This window comes from Streptomyces sp. NPDC001508 (genome assembly GCF_040298665.1).
In the GTDB taxonomy this organism is placed as follows: Bacteria; Actinomycetota; Actinomycetes; order Streptomycetales; family Streptomycetaceae; genus Streptomyces.
On sequence record NZ_JBEPAP010000018.1, the window covers coordinates 90,359 to 105,806 of the forward strand.

The following is a 15,448-nucleotide window of genomic DNA, read 5'->3' on the forward strand; positions in this document are numbered from 1 at the left end:
CCAATGCTGGCTCCAAGGTGAACTCTGGGCGACGAGTGTTCGAGGTCGCACTCCGACGGCTGTGGGCATGTCGTACCCCATGCCTAACCTTGATGCATGGACGTGAACGCGGCGGTCGCCGCAGCGGCAGCGATCGCCGGGGTGCTCACCGGTGTCATCGCCATGCTGGCGTTCCGCTGGAGCGAGCGGGAGCAGAAGCGCCCGACACGGACCTCCCTGCATACGGACCCGGTGCTTCCGCCGGGTGTGGACACCGTGCTGTCCGTGCTCCGCTCCTCCGCCGTCGTGCTCGACGAGGCCGACGCGGTCGTCAAGGCCAGCTCGGCCGCGTACGCCCTCGGGCTGGTGCGCGGCGGCAAGCTGGCCGTGGAGCCCATGCTCCAGATGACGCGGGACACCCGGCGCGACGGGGAGATAAGGCAGGTGGAGCTGGACCTTCCCCGGCGCGGTACCGGCCGGGGCGAGGCTCTGGCGGTGTCCGCGCGGGTGGCGCCGCTCGGCTCAAGACTGGTGCTGCTCCTGGTCGAGGACCTCACCGAGGCCCGCCGTATCGAGGCGGTACGCCGCGACTTCGTCGCGAACGTCAGCCATGAGCTGAAGACCCCGGTCGGGGCGCTGTCCCTGCTGTCGGAGGCCGTCATGGACGCCTCCGACGACCCGGAGGCCGTGCAGCGCTTCGCCGGCCGTATGCAGATCGAGGCGACACGCCTGACCAACCTGGTCCAGGAGCTGATCGACCTGTCCCGGGTGCAGAACGACGACCCCCTGGAGGACGCCGAGCCCGTCCGGGTCGACGAGCTGGTCGCCGAGGCCATCGACCGCTGCCGCCACCAGGCCGGCACCAAGCAGATCACCATGGCCGCGGGCGGCACCGCCGACCTGCATGTCTGGGGGAACCGCGGACAGCTCGCCGCCGCCCTCGGCAACCTTGTCGAGAACGCCGTCAACTACTCACCGGCCCGCACCCGCGTAGGCATCGCCGCCCGCCGGCTCAGCGGGTCGGGCGGCGACATGATCGAACTCGCGGTGACCGACCAGGGCATCGGCATTTCCGACAAGGACAAGGAGCGTATCTTCGAGCGCTTCTACCGCGTCGACCCGGCCCGCTCCCGGGCCACCGGTGGCACCGGTCTGGGTCTCGCGATCGTCAAGCACGTGGTCGCCTCGCACGGCGGGGAGGTCACGGTGTGGAGCGCCGAGAACCAGGGCTCCACGTTCACTCTGCGGCTGCCGGAGGCGGGTGCGGCCCGCGACCGTGCTCAGCAGCACCCCGACCTCAACGAAGAGGACGGGCAGTCCCCAACCCACGACCCGACCGCGTACGAAACGCTTCCCGCCCCGGAGGTCCTTCCGTGACCCGAGTGCTCGTCGTCGAGGACGAGGAGTCCTTCTCCGACGCCCTGTCGTACATGCTCCGCAAGGAGGGCTTCGAGGTCGCCGTGGCGGCCACCGGGCCCGACGGACTCGACGAGTTCGAGCGCAACGGCGCCGACCTCGTCCTCCTCGACCTGATGCTGCCGGGCCTGCCCGGCACGGAGGTCTGCCGCCAGCTGCGCGGCCGCTCCAACGTCCCGGTGATCATGGTCACCGCGAAGGACAGTGAGATCGACAAGGTCGTCGGCCTGGAAATAGGAGCCGACGACTACGTCACCAAGCCGTTCTCCTCGCGGGAGCTGGTGGCCCGTATCCGGGCCGTGCTGCGCCGCCGTGGCGAGCCGGAGGAGGTCACGCCCGCGGCCCTGGAGGCCGGCCCGGTCCGGATGGACGTCGACCGGCATGTGGTCACCGTCGCGGGCTCCAAGGTCGACCTGCCGCTCAAGGAGTTCGACCTGCTGGAGATGCTGCTGCGCAACGCCGGGCGCGTGCTGACCCGGATGCAGCTCATCGACCGCGTCTGGGGCGCCGACTACGTCGGCGACACCAAGACCCTGGACGTCCACGTCAAGCGCCTGCGCGCCAAGATCGAGCCCGACCCGGGCGCGCCGCGCTACCTGGTGACGGTCCGCGGCCTCGGCTACAAGTTTGAGCCGTAGACCGCTGTGTGCACACGGTGAAGGGCGGCGCCCCGAAAGGCGCCGCCCTTTGCCGTAAGGCGGTGTCGTCGCGGACCGGCCGCTCAGTGACCGGCCGACGTGGTGGCGGAGGCCGTGGCACTCGCGGTGGTCTCACCCGAGGCCGACGGGTCCGCGGCGGTGCCGCTGTGCGACGGCTTGGCGCTGGTGCTCGCGGTGGCGCCCGGGGCCGCCGGGGCCGAGGCGGTGGCCGACGGGATCTCGCTCGGGCCCCAGGAGCTGAAGTAGCTCTCGGCGGGCACCACGAAGGCGCGCAGGCTCACATCACCGGCCTTGCTGAAGGTGAAGGTGATCTTCTGGGCGTTGCCGTCCTGGATCGCCTCGCGGCTGCTGGGCAGCACGGCGGAGGCGTTGTTCTTGCCGCCGAGGATCAGTGAGCCGCCGGGCGGGATGGTGAGCGACTGGCCCTTGGCGGGAGAGAGCTGGGCGGACTTGTTGGTGCCGGCGACGACGATCGACTGCAGGGTCTCGTCGGTGCTGCCGTCGTTGAAGATGGTCGCGGCGACCACCGCCGGACCCGTGGACTGCAACTCGGGCTGGGTCACGACGATCGCGTTCTGCACCTTGAGAGTGCCGACCTTCGTGGCCGCGTTGTCCGGCTTGACCTCCAAGGTCTGTGCGTTGTTTCCGGCGCCGCATGCGGCGAGCGAGGCGATCGAGAACACGATGGCGGAGGCGGCGAGGGCGCCGCGTCGAAGGCTGCTGCTCACGGCGGCGGCAACTCCTTGAACGCAGGGGCGGCTCCCTGATAAAGCCGCCCTAAGTATCTGTCGGCGCGCTCAGGCTACCGAGCCGTTCACACGGGCCCGCACCCGACCCTCCCCAAGCGCCCCGCATCCCTCCCGCAGGGGGTACGCCCACGCCGCACAAGTGACTGCCGAGTCACTCTGACTCCGTTTGGCTCCGTGCTCGTGCGGCATTCACATAACAGGTGGCGCAAAATTTACGTGAAGGAATGCGGGGACGCTCCGGATATTGATCACGTACCGCTCGGCCGTACGGCTGTGATCAATTCCGGATTCGTCTCGCACCCGGCTCAAGCCGCCGAACGGAGTAGCGGAAGTCGCACGCCTGGAACCGGACAAATGGGGACGTTCGTCCACTCGGAGGTGCCGCCAGAGGTGTGTAAGGCATGCGTTTCCCTCCGCCCGGAGAAGCGCTCCGACCTGCGAATACCTGCTTCCGGTGACCCCGCGAAGCACGTTCCTGGCGTAGTTGTCAAGCCCCGAGATATGCCCTGACCTGCGAAAACGCCATTCAGAAGACGCCGTATCCGTGTTACCCTGGATAGCCACGGAAGGGGTACCTGTCACATGACGTTCAAGGTTGGCGACACCGTGGTCTATCCCCATCACGGGGCCGCGCTGATCGAGGCCATCGAAACTCGTCAGATCAAAGGCGTGGACAAGACCTACTTGGTGCTGAAGGTCGCCCAGGGTGACCTGACGGTGCGTGTGCCAGCGGACAATGCGGAGTTCGTCGGCGTGCGTGATGTGGTCGGTCAGGACGGGCTGGACCGGGTCTTCGAGGTGCTGCGCGCGCCGTACGCCGAGGAGCCCACGAACTGGTCGCGTCGATACAAGGCAAATCTGGAGAAGCTCGCCTCCGGCGATGTCATCAAGGTCGCGGAAGTCGTGCGTGACCTGTGGCGTCGTGAGCGCGAGCGTGGACTCTCCGCCGGTGAGAAGCGCATGCTCGCCAAGGCCCGCCAGATCCTGGTGAGCGAACTCGCCCTCGCGGAGAACACCAACGAGGACAAGGCCGAGGCCCTGCTCGACGAGGTGCTCGCGTCCTGACACGAGGCAGGCTACGCCCGCTCTGCTCAGCACAGTGAAATGCCGCGGTGCCCGATGACGATCTTTTGTCGCCGGGCGCTGCGGCATGTCCGTCCCCTCAGGCATCGACGTCCGGACATCCGGGCGTCCGACGTCCCGGATATGCGTGTCCTGAATGTCGTACGCCGCAGGAAAAGCCCCCGTGCACCGCGGGGAAACCCCCGGATACTCGATGTGCCGGGCCCGGGCAGCAGGCTCGACCGGGGTCACGGAAGGGTCCGGTCAAGGCGTCGCGCCCGGCACTCTCCAGGCCATACCCACGTAGGCCGAGCACACAAACCTGACAGGAACCGATGTCTGACGTTTCCCGCCCTTCCCCCACGCCGTCCCTCGTCGCCGCCGTGATTCCGGCCGCCGGCCGGGGCGTACGCCTCGGCCCGGGCGCTCCCAAGGCGCTCCGCGCGCTGAGCGGCACCCCCATGCTCATCCACGCGACGCGCGCGCTCGCCGCGTCCCGCGCCGTCTCCCTCGTGGTCGTCGTGGCCCCGCCGGAAGGCGCCGCCGAGGTCAAGTCGCTGCTCGACGCGCACGCGCTGCCCGGGGACACCCCCGGCGGTAGCTGGGGGAGGACGGACTTCCTGGTCGTGCCCGGCGGCGACTCGCGCCAGGAGTCCGTGCGGCTCGGCCTCGACGCGCTGCCGCCGGAGTACGGCATCGTCCTCGTGCACGACGCGGCCCGCCCGCTGGTGCCGGTGGACACGGTGGACGCGGTGATCGAGGCGGTCCGGGACGGGGCCCACGCCGTCGTGCCCGCGCTGCCCCTCGCCGACACCGTCAAGGAGGTCGAGCCCGCCGCGCGGCCGGGCGCGCCCGAGCCGGTGCTGGCCACCCCCCCACGGGCCAGGCTGCGCGCGGTGCAGACACCGCAGGGCTTCGACCGGCGGACGCTGGTGCGGGCCCATGCGTCGGTCACCGACGATGTGACCGACGACGCCGGCATGGTCGAGCGGCTCGGCGAGCAGGTCGTGGTCGTCCCGGGCCACGAGGAGGCGTTCAAGGTCACCCGCCCGCTGGACCTGGTCCTCGCCGAGGCGGTCCTCGCCCGCAGGAGGCTCAACGATGGCTTCTGACGCTCTCGGCGCCACCGGTACCTCCGGCGTCTCGGACGCTTCTGACGCCACCGGTGCCTCCGGCGCTGCTGACCGGGGGCCGCTGCTGCCCCAGGTCGGCATCGGCACCGACATCCACGCCTTCGAGGAAGGCCGCGAACTGTGGTGCGCCGGCCTGAAGTGGGAGGGCGAGGGCCCCGGCCTCGCGGGCCACTCCGACGCGGACGTCGTCGCCCACGCCGCGTGCAACGCGCTGTTCTCCGCCGCCGGCCTCGGTGACCTGGGGCAGCACTTCGGCACCGGGCGCCCCGAGTGGTCCGGCGCGTCCGGCATCACCTTGCTCACGGAGGCGGCCCGCATCGTGCGCGCCGCCGGCTTTCGTATCGGCAATGTCGCGGTGCAGGTCGTCGGGTCCCGCCCGAAGATCGGCAAGCGCCGTGACGAGGCCCAGAAGATCCTCTCGGCGGCGGCCGGTGCCCCCGTCTCGGTCTCCGGCGCCACCACCGACGGCCTGGGCTTCCCGGGCCGGGACGAGGGGCTGATGGCGATCGCCACGGCGCTCGTCGTGCGGGTGGATTGAGGGCGTGCGAGGGTACCCGCAGAGTCGCCGTATCGTCGCCGCAGACCAGGAGGTACCCCGCATGTCCGCCGCCCTGTCCGACCGGCTCAAGGCCCTGCTCGACACCCCCGTCTTCATCGTGCTCGGCACGCTCCAGCCCGACGGCGGCCCGCAGCTGTCCCCTGTGTGGGTGAAGCGGGACGGCGACCAGATCCTGATCTCCACGACGGCCGACCGCCGCAAGAAGCTCAACCTCGACCGCGACCCCCGGGTGAGCGTCGTCGTGCAGGACCCCGACTCGCCCTACGAGTACGCCGAGATCCGCGGCGTCGCCGAACTGACCACCGAGGGCGGCCAGAAACTCATCGAGGAACTCAGCCTGAAGTACACGGGCAAGAAGTACGCCGAGTTCAACCCCGCGTCGGCCCAGGACGCCGAGCGGGTGGTGGTGCGGATCACCCCCCACCGGGTCGCCGGCTCCGTGTGACCCGTGCGCGATCCGCCGCCGATCACAGAGGGCCCCGCGCGCGATCAGCCGCCGATCGGACAGGGGCCCGTGCGCGATCCGCCGCCGATCGCCGATGGCCCCGCGCGATGCGGGCCGGGGCCCGGCACCGCCGGGGTCCCGCACGCGATGTCACGAATGCGCGGCCCTTGGGCGAAGGGTCGCGAGGCACTGCCCCGCGCCCACTACCCTGGAGTGGTGACCATTCGCCTGTACGACACCAGCGCCCGGCAGATCCGTGACTTCACCCCGCTCACGCCGGGTTGTGTCTCGATCTACCTGTGCGGCGCCACGGTGCAGGCGGCACCGCACATCGGGCACATCAGGTCGGGCCTCAACTTCGACATCATGCGCCGCTGGTTCGAGTACCGCGGCTACGCCGTGACCTTCATCAGGAACGTCACGGACATCGACGACAAGATCATCGTCAAGGCCCGGGAACAGGGCCGGCCGTGGTGGTCGATCGGGTACGAGAACGAGCGCGCGTTCAACGACGGCTATCAGGCGCTGGGCTGCCTGCCGCCGACGTACGAGCCACGCGCCACCGGCCATGTGCCCGAGATGGTCGAGATGATGCAGGGACTCGTCGAGCGCGGACACGCCTACGCGGCGGACGGCAACGTCTACTTCGACGTGCGGTCCTTCCCGCAGTACCTGGAGCTGTCCCGGCAGGAGCTGGACAACCTCCAGCAGCCCGCCGGCGCGGGCGAGACCGGCAAGCGGGACCCGCGCGACTTCGCCATGTGGAAGGCCGCCAAGCCCGGCGAGCCGACCTGGCCCACGCCGTGGGGGCCCGGACGCCCGGGCTGGCACCTGGAGTGCTCCGCCATGGCGCACAAGTACCTGGGCACCGCGTTCGACATCCACGGCGGCGGTCTCGACCTGATCTTCCCGCACCACGAGAACGAGATCGCCCAGGCCAAGGCGTACGGCGACGACTTCGCCCGGTACTGGGTGCACAACGCCTGGGTGACCATGGCCGGCGACAAGATGTCCAAGTCGCTGGGCAATTCGGTCCTGGTCTCCGAGATGGTCAAGCAGTGGCGGCCGATCGTACTGCGCTACTACCTCGGCACCCCGCACTACCGCTCGATGATCGAGTACAGCGAGGAGTCGCTGCGCGATGCCGAGTCGGCGTTCGCGCGGATCGAGGGCTTTGTGCAGCGCGTGATGGAGAAGGCCGGGGGAGTGGTCGAGCCCGCGGTCGAGGTCCCGCCCGCCTTCGCCGAGGCGATGGACGACGACCTGGGCGTCCCGCAGGCCCTCGCGGTCGTGCACACCACCGTCCGGCAGGGCAACTCCGCCCTCGCCGCCGACGACAAGGAGGCCGCCGTGGCCCGGCTCGCCGAGGTGCGGGCCATGCTCGGCGTCCTCGGCCTGGACCCGCTGGACGCGCACTGGGCCGGCGAGGCCGACCGCGGCGAGGATCTGCACGGCGTGGTCGACAGTCTGGTACGGCTCGTCCTCGACCAGCGCGAGTCCGCCCGCGCCCGCAAGGACTGGGCCACCGCGGACGCCATCCGCGACCAGCTCAACCAGACCGGCCTCGCCATCGAGGACAGCCCGCAGGGTCCCCGCTGGAGCCTCGGCCCGCGCTGAGCCCGCCGGGAACCCGGTGATCGACGGTGTTGCCCGGCCGCCCGGGCGGCACAACCGCACAGACATACGTACGACGCTTCAACAGACAGGTAGTGGGTCATGGCCGCGAACAACCGCCGCATGTCCGGCAAGAAGGGCGCGCAGGTCGGCAGCGGCGGCAAGCGGCGCCGGAGCCTAGAGGGCAAGGGACCGACCCCGCCCGCCGAGATGCGCAAGGGGCACGCCAAGCAGCGCGCCGCCGCGGCGCACACCCGCCGCACACAGGGCCGTCCGCCGCAGCGCCGGGGCGCCGGGAAGGCGTCGTCCGAGATGGTCGTCGGCCGCAACCCGGTCGTCGAGGCGCTGCGCGAGGGCGTGCCCGCCTCCACCCTGTACGTACAGCAGTTCATCGACAGCGACGAGCGGGTCCGTGAGGCCCTGCGACTCGCCGCCGAGCGCGGCGGCATCAACCTCATGGAGGCGCCGCGCCCCGAACTGGACCGGATGACGGGCGGCCTCAACCACCAGGGGCTGGTCCTACAGGTCCCGCCGTACGAGTACGCCCACCCGGAGGACCTGGTCGGCGCCGCCCACGACGCGGGCGAGGACCCGCTGATCGTGGCCCTCGACGGGGTGACCGACCCGCGCAACCTCGGTGCCGTCGTCCGCTCCGTCTCCGCCTTCGGCGGGCACGGCGTCGTCGTCCCCGAGCGCCGCGCGGCGGGCATGACCGCCGGCGCCTGGAAGACGTCCGCCGGTACAGCCGCCCGTACACCCGTCGCCCGCGCCACCAATCTGACCCGTGCCCTGGAGGCGTACAAGAAGGCCGGGATGGTCGTCGTCGGCCTCGCCGCCGACGGGGAGGCCGAACTCGGCGCCCTGGACGCCCTGGACGGCCCGGTCGTGATCGTCGTCGGCAGCGAGGGCAAGGGCCTGTCCCGACTGGTCGGCGAGACCTGCGACTTCCGGGTCCGCATCCCCATGCCGGGCGGCGCCGAGTCGTTGAACGCGGGCGTGGCGGCCGGCATCGTGCTGTACGAGGCGGCTCGCCGACGGGCCTGAACGCGCATGCGTCAGTTCACCCGTACGGGTTAATTCCGGCGTCCTGGACATGCTTGACGCGGTCCGGACAGATCCGCCCGGTCCAGGCAGTGTCCTAACTCCGCATCACTCGGTTAGATGAGTGTGGACACCAGAACACCCCGCACACCCACGGGGGACCGCTCGTCGGGATTCGACGACGCTCCCGCGCTGAGCATGGTGAAGGTGCCGAGCGATCCGGCGCAGGTCATCGTCAACCACGCGAGCTTCCGGGTGCAGCTGGGCGCCTCGACATGGCGTAGCCAATACCCGCGCATCGGCGGGCAGTCGAGTGCCGCCCACGACACCGCGCGCATCCCCGTCGGCGGCGCCGCGGGCGGCGTGGGTCCGGCCGTGGCGCGGCGCCGGCCGGTCATCTGGAGCGGCCGCTCGGCCCCCGACGACAGCGGCGCCCACCGGCTGCTCCAGGCGGTGCGGGGCGGCAGCGTCCGCCACGCCGACGAGCCGTCCCTCGACATCGCGGGCACCCGGGTCATCCCGCGGATCGACCCCGACCACGGCAGGTACGGCGACTACGGCTACGGCGGCTACGACGACCTCGACCGGACCGTCGAGACACCCGTGGTCGGCCACCAGCGCACGCCCGGCCCCGGTGAGACCAGACTGCTGCCGCGCATGCGGACCGTCGGCAGCGCGTACGACGAACCCGGCTACAGCGACGAGCAGTTCGAGGACTACGAGGACTACGACGAACCGGCCGGGACGGACGAGGCGCCCTCGGGCAGGCGGCACGGCGACGACCCGGCCCGGCACGCCTACTACCCCGGCCGCCGGATGAACCTCGGCGTCGTCCTGCTCCCGCTGCGCATCTTCCTCGGCTTCATCTCCGTCTACGCCGGCATGGGCAAGCTCTGCGACCCCGTCTACTTCGACGGCGGCAAGCGCGGCTCCATGGTGAAGTGGCTCAACACCCTGCACCCCTGGGACGTCGCCGAGCCGCTGCGCCAGTTCGCCCTGCAGCATCCGGTCGGCTCCGGGCTGGTCATCGCCTTCTTCCAGGTCGTCGTGGGCGTTCTCACGATCCTGGGCTGCTGGCAGCGGGTCGCCGCGGTGGTCGGCGCCGGGCTCTCGGCCGCGCTGATCGTCACCGTCAGCTGGAAGACCGTCCCCGCCTACGACGCGCCCGACATCATCTACCTCGCCGCCTGGTCCCCGCTGATCATCGCCGGCGCGCCCGTCTACTCCGTCGACGGGCGGCTCGCCGGCCGGGCCTGGCGCACCCTCGGGCCGCGCTCCGACATCTGGGAGCTGCGCCGCTATGTGCTGCGCCGGGGCGCCCTCGTCACCGCCGTCACCGTCGGCCTCACCCTGCTCATCGGTTCCCTCCTCGGCGGTGCCGTGCGTGACTCCAGCCGGGTGGTGGTGCCCCGACCCGGCGAGGCCCCGCGCAACAACGTGCCCGGCTCGCCGCTCCCCGACGAGTCCGGCAGCGGGCACCCGACCGGCCCGTCGGCCTCCGACGCGCCGAGCGGGGGTGCCACGGCCGGCGCCGATCCGTCCGGGTCCGGCGCGGCGACGACCCCGGGCGCGGCCCACTCGTCCGGCACCGCCACCGGCGGCTCGCCGAGCCAGACCCAGGGTGCCGTGGGGCAGGCCCCGCCGCGGCGGACCTCGCCGGCCGGGCAGGCGCCGAGCACCAGCGCGGGCCCCAGCTCCGGCGGCACGCAGACCGGCGGTTCGGGCGGTGCGGGCGGCTCCGGCGGCTCGGGCGGTTCGCCCGGCTCAGGCGGTACGGGCGGCTCGGACGGCGGCGGCTCCTCCACCTCGGGCCAGCCGGGCCACCTGGTCGGCGGCCTCCTCGGCTGACCTGCGCCCCAGCAGCCCCCACAAGGGCCCCGGGCACCGGCCTCCTTCAGCCGGGGTCCACCTCCCCCGTACCCGGTTCTTCGAAGGCATGGCTGCCGTACGGGCTTCTGACCCGCACCAGTGCCAACTCCGGCCCGGACAACCCGTGCCGGAGCGTAACCGCCCCCCGAGAAGCCCGCGCCGGCCCGTCGGCCGGGGCGCCCTGTGCTTGGAAGGGCTGTGAGGCGGGGGCCTCCCGCGTTATAGGGGGCCCGTGCTCCGGAGACTCCGAGGCGGGGGCCTCCCGGGCCGTGGGGGCCCTGGGCCGCAAGGGCTCCCGAGTTGGGGCATGCCGTGCTGGAGGGGGCCGTCCGCCGGAGGCACGTGGGGCTGTCCGGGCCCTTCTACGTGCGGGCCCTTTCCCTGAGCTGGATCCTTTGCGGTGCCGGGGCTTCCGGCTCTCTTCCCCCGTGCGGTGCTTTTCCTCCGTACGAGCGATGGACGTGCGGCCCCTTCCCGCGCCGGGGCCCCCGTGTCGGCGGGGGCGGGTGCCCGGGGAACTCCGTGCTGTAGAGGGCCGGATCCCCTGGGGCTTCCCGTACTTCGCTCGCGCGGGGGGACCCCCATCGCCGCCTGGCGCCTGGACACACACGGCAACCCCGTCGGCCGGCCCCTCCGCTTCGGCTACGACCTGACCGGCACCACCAGCCACCGCGACGCCCAGGTCAGGCACGCACTGATCCGCCTGCTGCACTGGGCCAGGTACCACCACCTCGCGATCGCCGTCGAAGACCTCGACTTCACCGCCGGGACCACCCGGGAGAAACACGGCCGCAAGAAGCGCTTCCGCAAGCTCATCTCCGGCATGCCTGTGTCCAGGCTGCGGGCCCGGCTCGTATCCATGGCGGCCGAACTCGGCATCCCGCTCGTCGCCGTGGACCCGGCCTACACCTCCCAGTGGGGTGCCCAGCACTGGCAGAAACCCCTCACGGGCAACAACCGCACAACCACTCGCCACGACGCGGCCGCCGTGGCGATCGGCAGGCGCGCCCTGGGACATCCGGTCCGGCGACGGACGGCACTGCCCCCGCACGAGCGGAGTGATCGTGCGGGGCATCGGACCGTCCAGGCCGGATCGGTGGCCCCGGGGCGTGAGGGAAACCGCCCCCGCATTCCCGGACCACGGACACGATCCGTGCGCGCCGGATACGGAGTGAACGCGGTGGACCAGAACGCCCAACACCGTTCGGGGCGTTCGGCTGAGCACGGGTTCCGGCAACAGGACCCACTCCCGCTCAGTCTCTAGGAACGGTCAGTGGCCCAAGGCTGTCAGTTCCTTTGCTGCTTCCGTGAGGTCCTTCGCGGTGTCGATGGCGCGCCAGTACGCGCCGTGGGGGATCGGGAAGCCGGCCAGGCGGCGTTCGCGGGCCAGGCGCGGGAACGTGGTGCGCTCGTGGTCGCCCCGCTCGGGCAGCATCGCGGCGAACTCCGACGAGAACACATACACACCCGCGTTGATCTCGAAGGTCGACGGCGGCGCCTCGATGAAGTCCGTGATGTGGCCGAAGCCGTCCGTCTTGACGGCGCCCCACGGGATGCGCGGCCGGGCCAGGGCAAGGGTCGCGACGGCGTCCCGCTCGGTGTGGAAGTCCGCCATCTCGCGCAGCGAGAAACGGGTCCAGATGTCGCCGTTGGTCGCGTACCAGGGCCGGTCGGGGTGGGGAAGGTGGGCCGCCGCGTACTTCAGCCCGCCGCCGCGGCCGAGCGGCTCGGTCTCCACGACGGTGCTGACGCGGACCGGCAGGTCGGCCGTGTCCAGCCACTTCTGCAGCACCTCGGCGAGGTGCCCGCAGGAGACCACCACGTCCGTGACGCCCTCCTCGGCGAGCCAGGACAGCTGGTGGCCGATGATCGGGGTGCCCGTGCCCGGGATCTCGACCATCGGCTTGGGCCGGTCGTCGGTGTAGGGGCGCAACCGGGAGCCCTGGCCGCCGGCCAGGACGACGGCTTGAGTGGGGCGCGACGCGGCGTTCGGATCGGTCATGCCCGAACTGTACGTGGCGCCCCACCCGTGGTGGCCGGTCGCGACCGGCCCCTTGTGCAGCCGTTACCCACTTCTCGACGGCCGCTTGCCCGGCGGTCGCAGCACTAGTCGTGCGCGGTCAGCACGCCGGAGGCGAAGGAGGTGTCGCAGACGGGGCGGGCGTACGACTGCGCGCGTGGGGCGCCGTAGATGCGCACGGCCGCCTGGCCGAGGGCGCGGGCGATGGACGTGCAGTGCCTGGCCAGTGACGGGCGCCCGTTGACGGCCTGCTGGAGGTGGGTGAGGACCGCGCCCGGGTTCTTCTCCTGCAGTTCGGCCATCAGCTGGTCGCGCAGTACGTCCTGTGGCGCGCGCTGCACGGTCCGGGCGGAACTGCTCACCGAGGAGACGTCCGAGGCGGTGAGCACCGAGTTCGACGGGTTCCCCGACCAGTTGACTCGGGTCACCGCGAGGGTCCCGGAGAGCACCAGGACGACGGGCAGGACGAGGGCGAGGGTGCGGCCGATACGGCGGGCGGGGCCCCGGCGACCGCGCCGCGTCTGTTGGGTGGTGGAGTGCTTCACGCGTGTGAGGGTAGCGCCCGGTAATGATTTGGCGACATTTGGTCACCGGTTCGAGGGACGGAGAAGTGCCCTTTCCTGGATGGGAGTTGACGCACACTGCTCGAAATGCGCTTGTTTGTCGGGGAATTTATCGACAACGGCAAGGGCCCCGCAGCAGCCTGCGGGGCCCTGATTCGTCAACCTGGGTGAATCACCGGGATTGTTCCGCTCCGAGGGGAGACCGGGCGGAGGCCGGACGGTGGTCAGTCGGTGAGGCGCTCGCCCGTGGAGGTCGAGAACACATGGGTCTCGCCCGGCCGCGGCACGACGTGCACCTTCGTGCCCTTCTCGGGGACGGAGCGGCTGTTGACGCGGACGACCAGGTCCTTCTGGGTGCCGCCGACCTCGACGGAGCCGTAGACGTAGCCGTCGGCGCCGGTCTCCTCGACGACGTTCACCGAGACCGCGAGGCCCGCCGGGGCGTCCTCGCTGTCCTTGGACAGGGACGCGCTGGCGCCGCCGTTGTGCTCGACCACGTCGAAGTGCTCGGGGCGCACACCGACCGTGACCGTCTTGTCACCCTTGTCGGCGGCGGCCTTCAGCGCCTCGCGGTTGACCGGGACGACGCTGTTGCCGAACTTCACGCCGCCGTCGGCGATCGGCACCTCGATCAGGTTCATGGCCGGGGAGCCGATGAAGCCGGCGACGAACAGGTTGGCCGGACGGTCGTACATGTTGCGCGGCGAGTCGACCTGCTGGAGCAGACCGTCCTTGAGGACCGCCACGCGGTCGCCCATCGTCATGGCCTCGACCTGGTCGTGGGTGACGTAGACGGTGGTGATGCCGAGGCGGCGCTGGAGGGACGCGATCTGCGTACGGGTGGAGACGCGGAGCTTGGCGTCCAGGTTGGACAGCGGCTCGTCCATGAGGAAGACCTGCGGCTCGCGGACGATGGCGCGGCCCATGGCGACACGCTGGCGCTGACCGCCGGAGAGCGCCTTCGGCTTGCGGTCCAGGTACTGGGTGAGGTCGAGGATCTTCGCGGCCTCCTCGACCTTCTTGCGGATCTCCGCCTTGTTGACGCCGGCGATCTTGAGCGCGAAGCCCATGTTGTCGGCGACCGTCATGTGCGGGTAGAGCGCGTAGTTCTGGAACACCATGGCGATGTCCCGGTCCTTCGGCGGCAGGTGGGTGACGTCGCGCTCGCCGATGCGGATGGCGCCGCCGTTGACGTCCTCCAGACCGGCGAGCATCCGCAGGGAGGTGGACTTGCCGCAGCCGGACGGGCCGACCAGGACGAGGAACTCGCCGTCCTCGATCGCGATGTCGAGCGAGTCGACGGCGGGCTTCTCGGAACCCGGGTAGATCCGGGTCGCCTTGTCGAACGTAACAGTGGCCATGGTGAGCAGGCCCCCTTCTACCGGCAGGAACGTGCCGGACGATCCGAGTAGGAAGGTGGATGGTGTAGTCCACGTGGGTGAACTGGATCAGGACGGTACCTCGCGTTTCCCCGATCTGTCATTACCTGGGGGACTGTGAACTTCGCGGAAACTTTCGACAGGACGCCCCGGGGACCTGGGTACACTGCACGAGCGCGCATCCGCACGCCTCCTTAGCTCAGCTGGTCAGAGCGCCGCTCTTGTAAAGCGAAGGTCGTCGGTTCGAATCCGACAGGGGGCTCTGGTAAACCCACTCTGACCTGGGACTTTTCCCGGCTGAGAGGCTCTGTTCGGCCTCGGACTCCTCGTCCGGGGCCGTTCGTGTGCCGGTCCGTCTCCGTCCCGGCCGCCTGCTTTGTCGGGCGTGCGGGAGCCTCCGGCGGACGAGCGCGTCGAAGAAGTCGAAGAAGTCGAAGAAATCGTCCTGCGTGCCGGCGACCGGCTGTTCCCGCCCCGGGGCCGGTGGCACGCGGTGGAGGCCGTCGAGGGCGCTTGGAGCGAAGGCGGTGACGGCCTGGGGCGGCCCGGTTCGACGCCGTCCCGCGCGGTGGGGAAGTCTCCGGTCCCGCCTTCGTTGGAGAGCGCTGTGAGCGCTGTGAGCGCCGTGGGCGCCGTGACCTCCTTGCGGAGGAGTTCGAGGCGGCCGGCCGGTTCCCGCGGCGGAGGGAGCGAAGGCGGGCAGTGGCGCACGTACGGTTTCCGAGGTCCGCAGCCGGTCCGAGAGCCGGCCCGGCGAATCCGCGCCGGTCGTTGTCCGGAGCCCGCACGTCAGATTCGGGGAGGCCCCGCGACGATCTGCATGTCCGGCTCACCACTGCCCGGGTCCCGGCCGGTCGGCGATGCGTTCAGCCGGCGATCCGCTCCGGATCGAGGACCACGGGCAGCTCGGCGAGTCCGCGGAACGCCGGGAAGGGCACGGTCAGCCAGCGCACCTCGTGC

13 protein-coding genes, 1 tRNA gene and 1 pseudogene are annotated in these 15,448 nt (G+C 71.1%); 11 read left to right on the top strand and 4 right to left on the bottom strand.

The genetic code is table 11. The features are described 5' to 3' along the window. Positions 1 to 96 precede the first annotated feature (96 nt). Together phoR and phoP are read left to right on the top strand one after the other, a co-directional pair. Complete coding sequence (gene phoR, locus ABT245_RS18585) at positions 97 to 1,356, top strand: two-component system sensor histidine kinase PhoR (RefSeq protein ID WP_351734810.1); 1,260 nt, start codon at positions 97 to 99, stop codon at positions 1,354 to 1,356. Between the two features lie 5 nt (positions 1,357 to 1,361). Further along, the gene (phoP, locus tag ABT245_RS18590) at positions 1,362 to 2,033 is read left to right on the top strand and encodes a two-component system response regulator PhoP (RefSeq protein WP_466437636.1); all 672 of its coding nucleotides are present in this window, start codon (positions 1,362 to 1,364) and stop codon (positions 2,031 to 2,033) included. 83 nt (positions 2,034 to 2,116) lie between these two features. On the opposite strand, the gene ABT245_RS18595 is transcribed toward phoP, so the two are convergent. Then, positions 2,117 to 2,782, bottom strand: a complete 666-nt coding sequence (locus ABT245_RS18595) for a copper chaperone PCu(A)C domain-containing protein (RefSeq protein WP_351734813.1) — start codon at positions 2,780 to 2,782, stop codon at positions 2,117 to 2,119. 603 nt (positions 2,783 to 3,385) lie between these two features. Here ABT245_RS18595 and ABT245_RS18600 point away from each other — a divergent pair. The 8 genes and pseudogenes from ABT245_RS18600 to ABT245_RS18635 all read left to right on the top strand — a co-directional run. Further along, positions 3,386 to 3,868: a CarD family transcriptional regulator gene (locus ABT245_RS18600; RefSeq protein WP_003953493.1), complete on the top strand. Its 483-nt coding sequence runs from the start codon at positions 3,386 to 3,388 to the stop codon at positions 3,866 to 3,868. Positions 3,869 to 4,200: 332 nt separating this feature from the next. Continuing rightward, positions 4,201 to 4,977 (top strand): 2-C-methyl-D-erythritol 4-phosphate cytidylyltransferase, encoded by a 777-nt coding sequence (gene ispD / locus ABT245_RS18605; RefSeq protein ID WP_351734815.1) that lies wholly within the window; start codon positions 4,201 to 4,203, stop codon positions 4,975 to 4,977. Beyond that, positions 4,967 to 5,536: a 2-C-methyl-D-erythritol 2,4-cyclodiphosphate synthase gene (gene ispF, locus ABT245_RS18610; RefSeq protein ID WP_502982147.1), complete on the top strand. Its 570-nt coding sequence runs from the start codon at positions 4,967 to 4,969 to the stop codon at positions 5,534 to 5,536. Before ispD ends, ispF begins: the two co-directional genes overlap by 11 nt. A 61-nt stretch (positions 5,537 to 5,597) precedes the next feature. After that, positions 5,598 to 6,002 carry a PPOX class F420-dependent oxidoreductase gene (locus ABT245_RS18615; protein ID WP_351734817.1) on the top strand — a complete coding sequence of 135 codons (405 nt, stop codon included), beginning with the start codon at positions 5,598 to 5,600 and terminating at the stop codon, positions 6,000 to 6,002. Positions 6,003 to 6,218: 216 nt separating this feature from the next. Beyond that, positions 6,219 to 7,619 (top strand): cysteine--tRNA ligase, encoded by a 1,401-nt coding sequence (cysS, locus tag ABT245_RS18620; RefSeq protein ID WP_351734819.1) that lies wholly within the window; start codon positions 6,219 to 6,221, stop codon positions 7,617 to 7,619. Positions 7,620 to 7,718: 99 nt separating this feature from the next. Next, entirely contained in the window at positions 7,719 to 8,660 is a 942-nt protein-coding gene (gene rlmB, locus ABT245_RS18625) for a 23S rRNA (guanosine(2251)-2'-O)-methyltransferase RlmB (RefSeq protein ID WP_351734821.1), read from the top strand. A 117-nt stretch (positions 8,661 to 8,777) separates the two neighbouring features. Beyond that, positions 8,778 to 10,505 carry a DoxX family protein gene (locus ABT245_RS18630; protein WP_351734823.1) on the top strand — a complete coding sequence of 576 codons (1,728 nt, stop codon included), beginning with the start codon at positions 8,778 to 8,780 and terminating at the stop codon, positions 10,503 to 10,505. 604 nt (positions 10,506 to 11,109) lie between these two features. Further along, positions 11,110 to 11,790: pseudogene (locus tag ABT245_RS18635) on the top strand (IS200/IS605 family accessory protein TnpB-related protein); the annotation flags it as partial. 6 nt (positions 11,791 to 11,796) lie between these two features. Here ABT245_RS18635 and ABT245_RS18640 read toward each other — a convergent pair. The 3 genes from ABT245_RS18640 to ABT245_RS18650 form a co-directional block, all read right to left on the bottom strand. Continuing rightward, complete coding sequence (locus ABT245_RS18640; RefSeq protein ID WP_351734825.1) at positions 11,797 to 12,528, bottom strand: nucleotidyltransferase family protein; 732 nt, start codon at positions 12,526 to 12,528, stop codon at positions 11,797 to 11,799. A gap of 104 nt (positions 12,529 to 12,632) precedes the next feature. Continuing rightward, positions 12,633 to 13,091: a hypothetical protein gene (locus ABT245_RS18645; protein WP_351734827.1), complete on the bottom strand. Its 459-nt coding sequence runs from the start codon at positions 13,089 to 13,091 to the stop codon at positions 12,633 to 12,635. A 242-nt stretch (positions 13,092 to 13,333) separates the two neighbouring features. Further along, a complete protein-coding gene (locus ABT245_RS18650) occupies positions 13,334 to 14,470 on the bottom strand; it encodes an ABC transporter ATP-binding protein (protein ID WP_351734829.1) in 1,137 nt (378 codons plus the stop codon). A gap of 206 nt (positions 14,471 to 14,676) precedes the next feature. On the opposite strand from ABT245_RS18650, the gene ABT245_RS18655 reads away from it, so the two are divergent. Further along, a tRNA-Thr gene (locus ABT245_RS18655) sits at positions 14,677 to 14,750 on the top strand. Positions 14,751 to 15,448 lie beyond the last annotated feature (698 nt).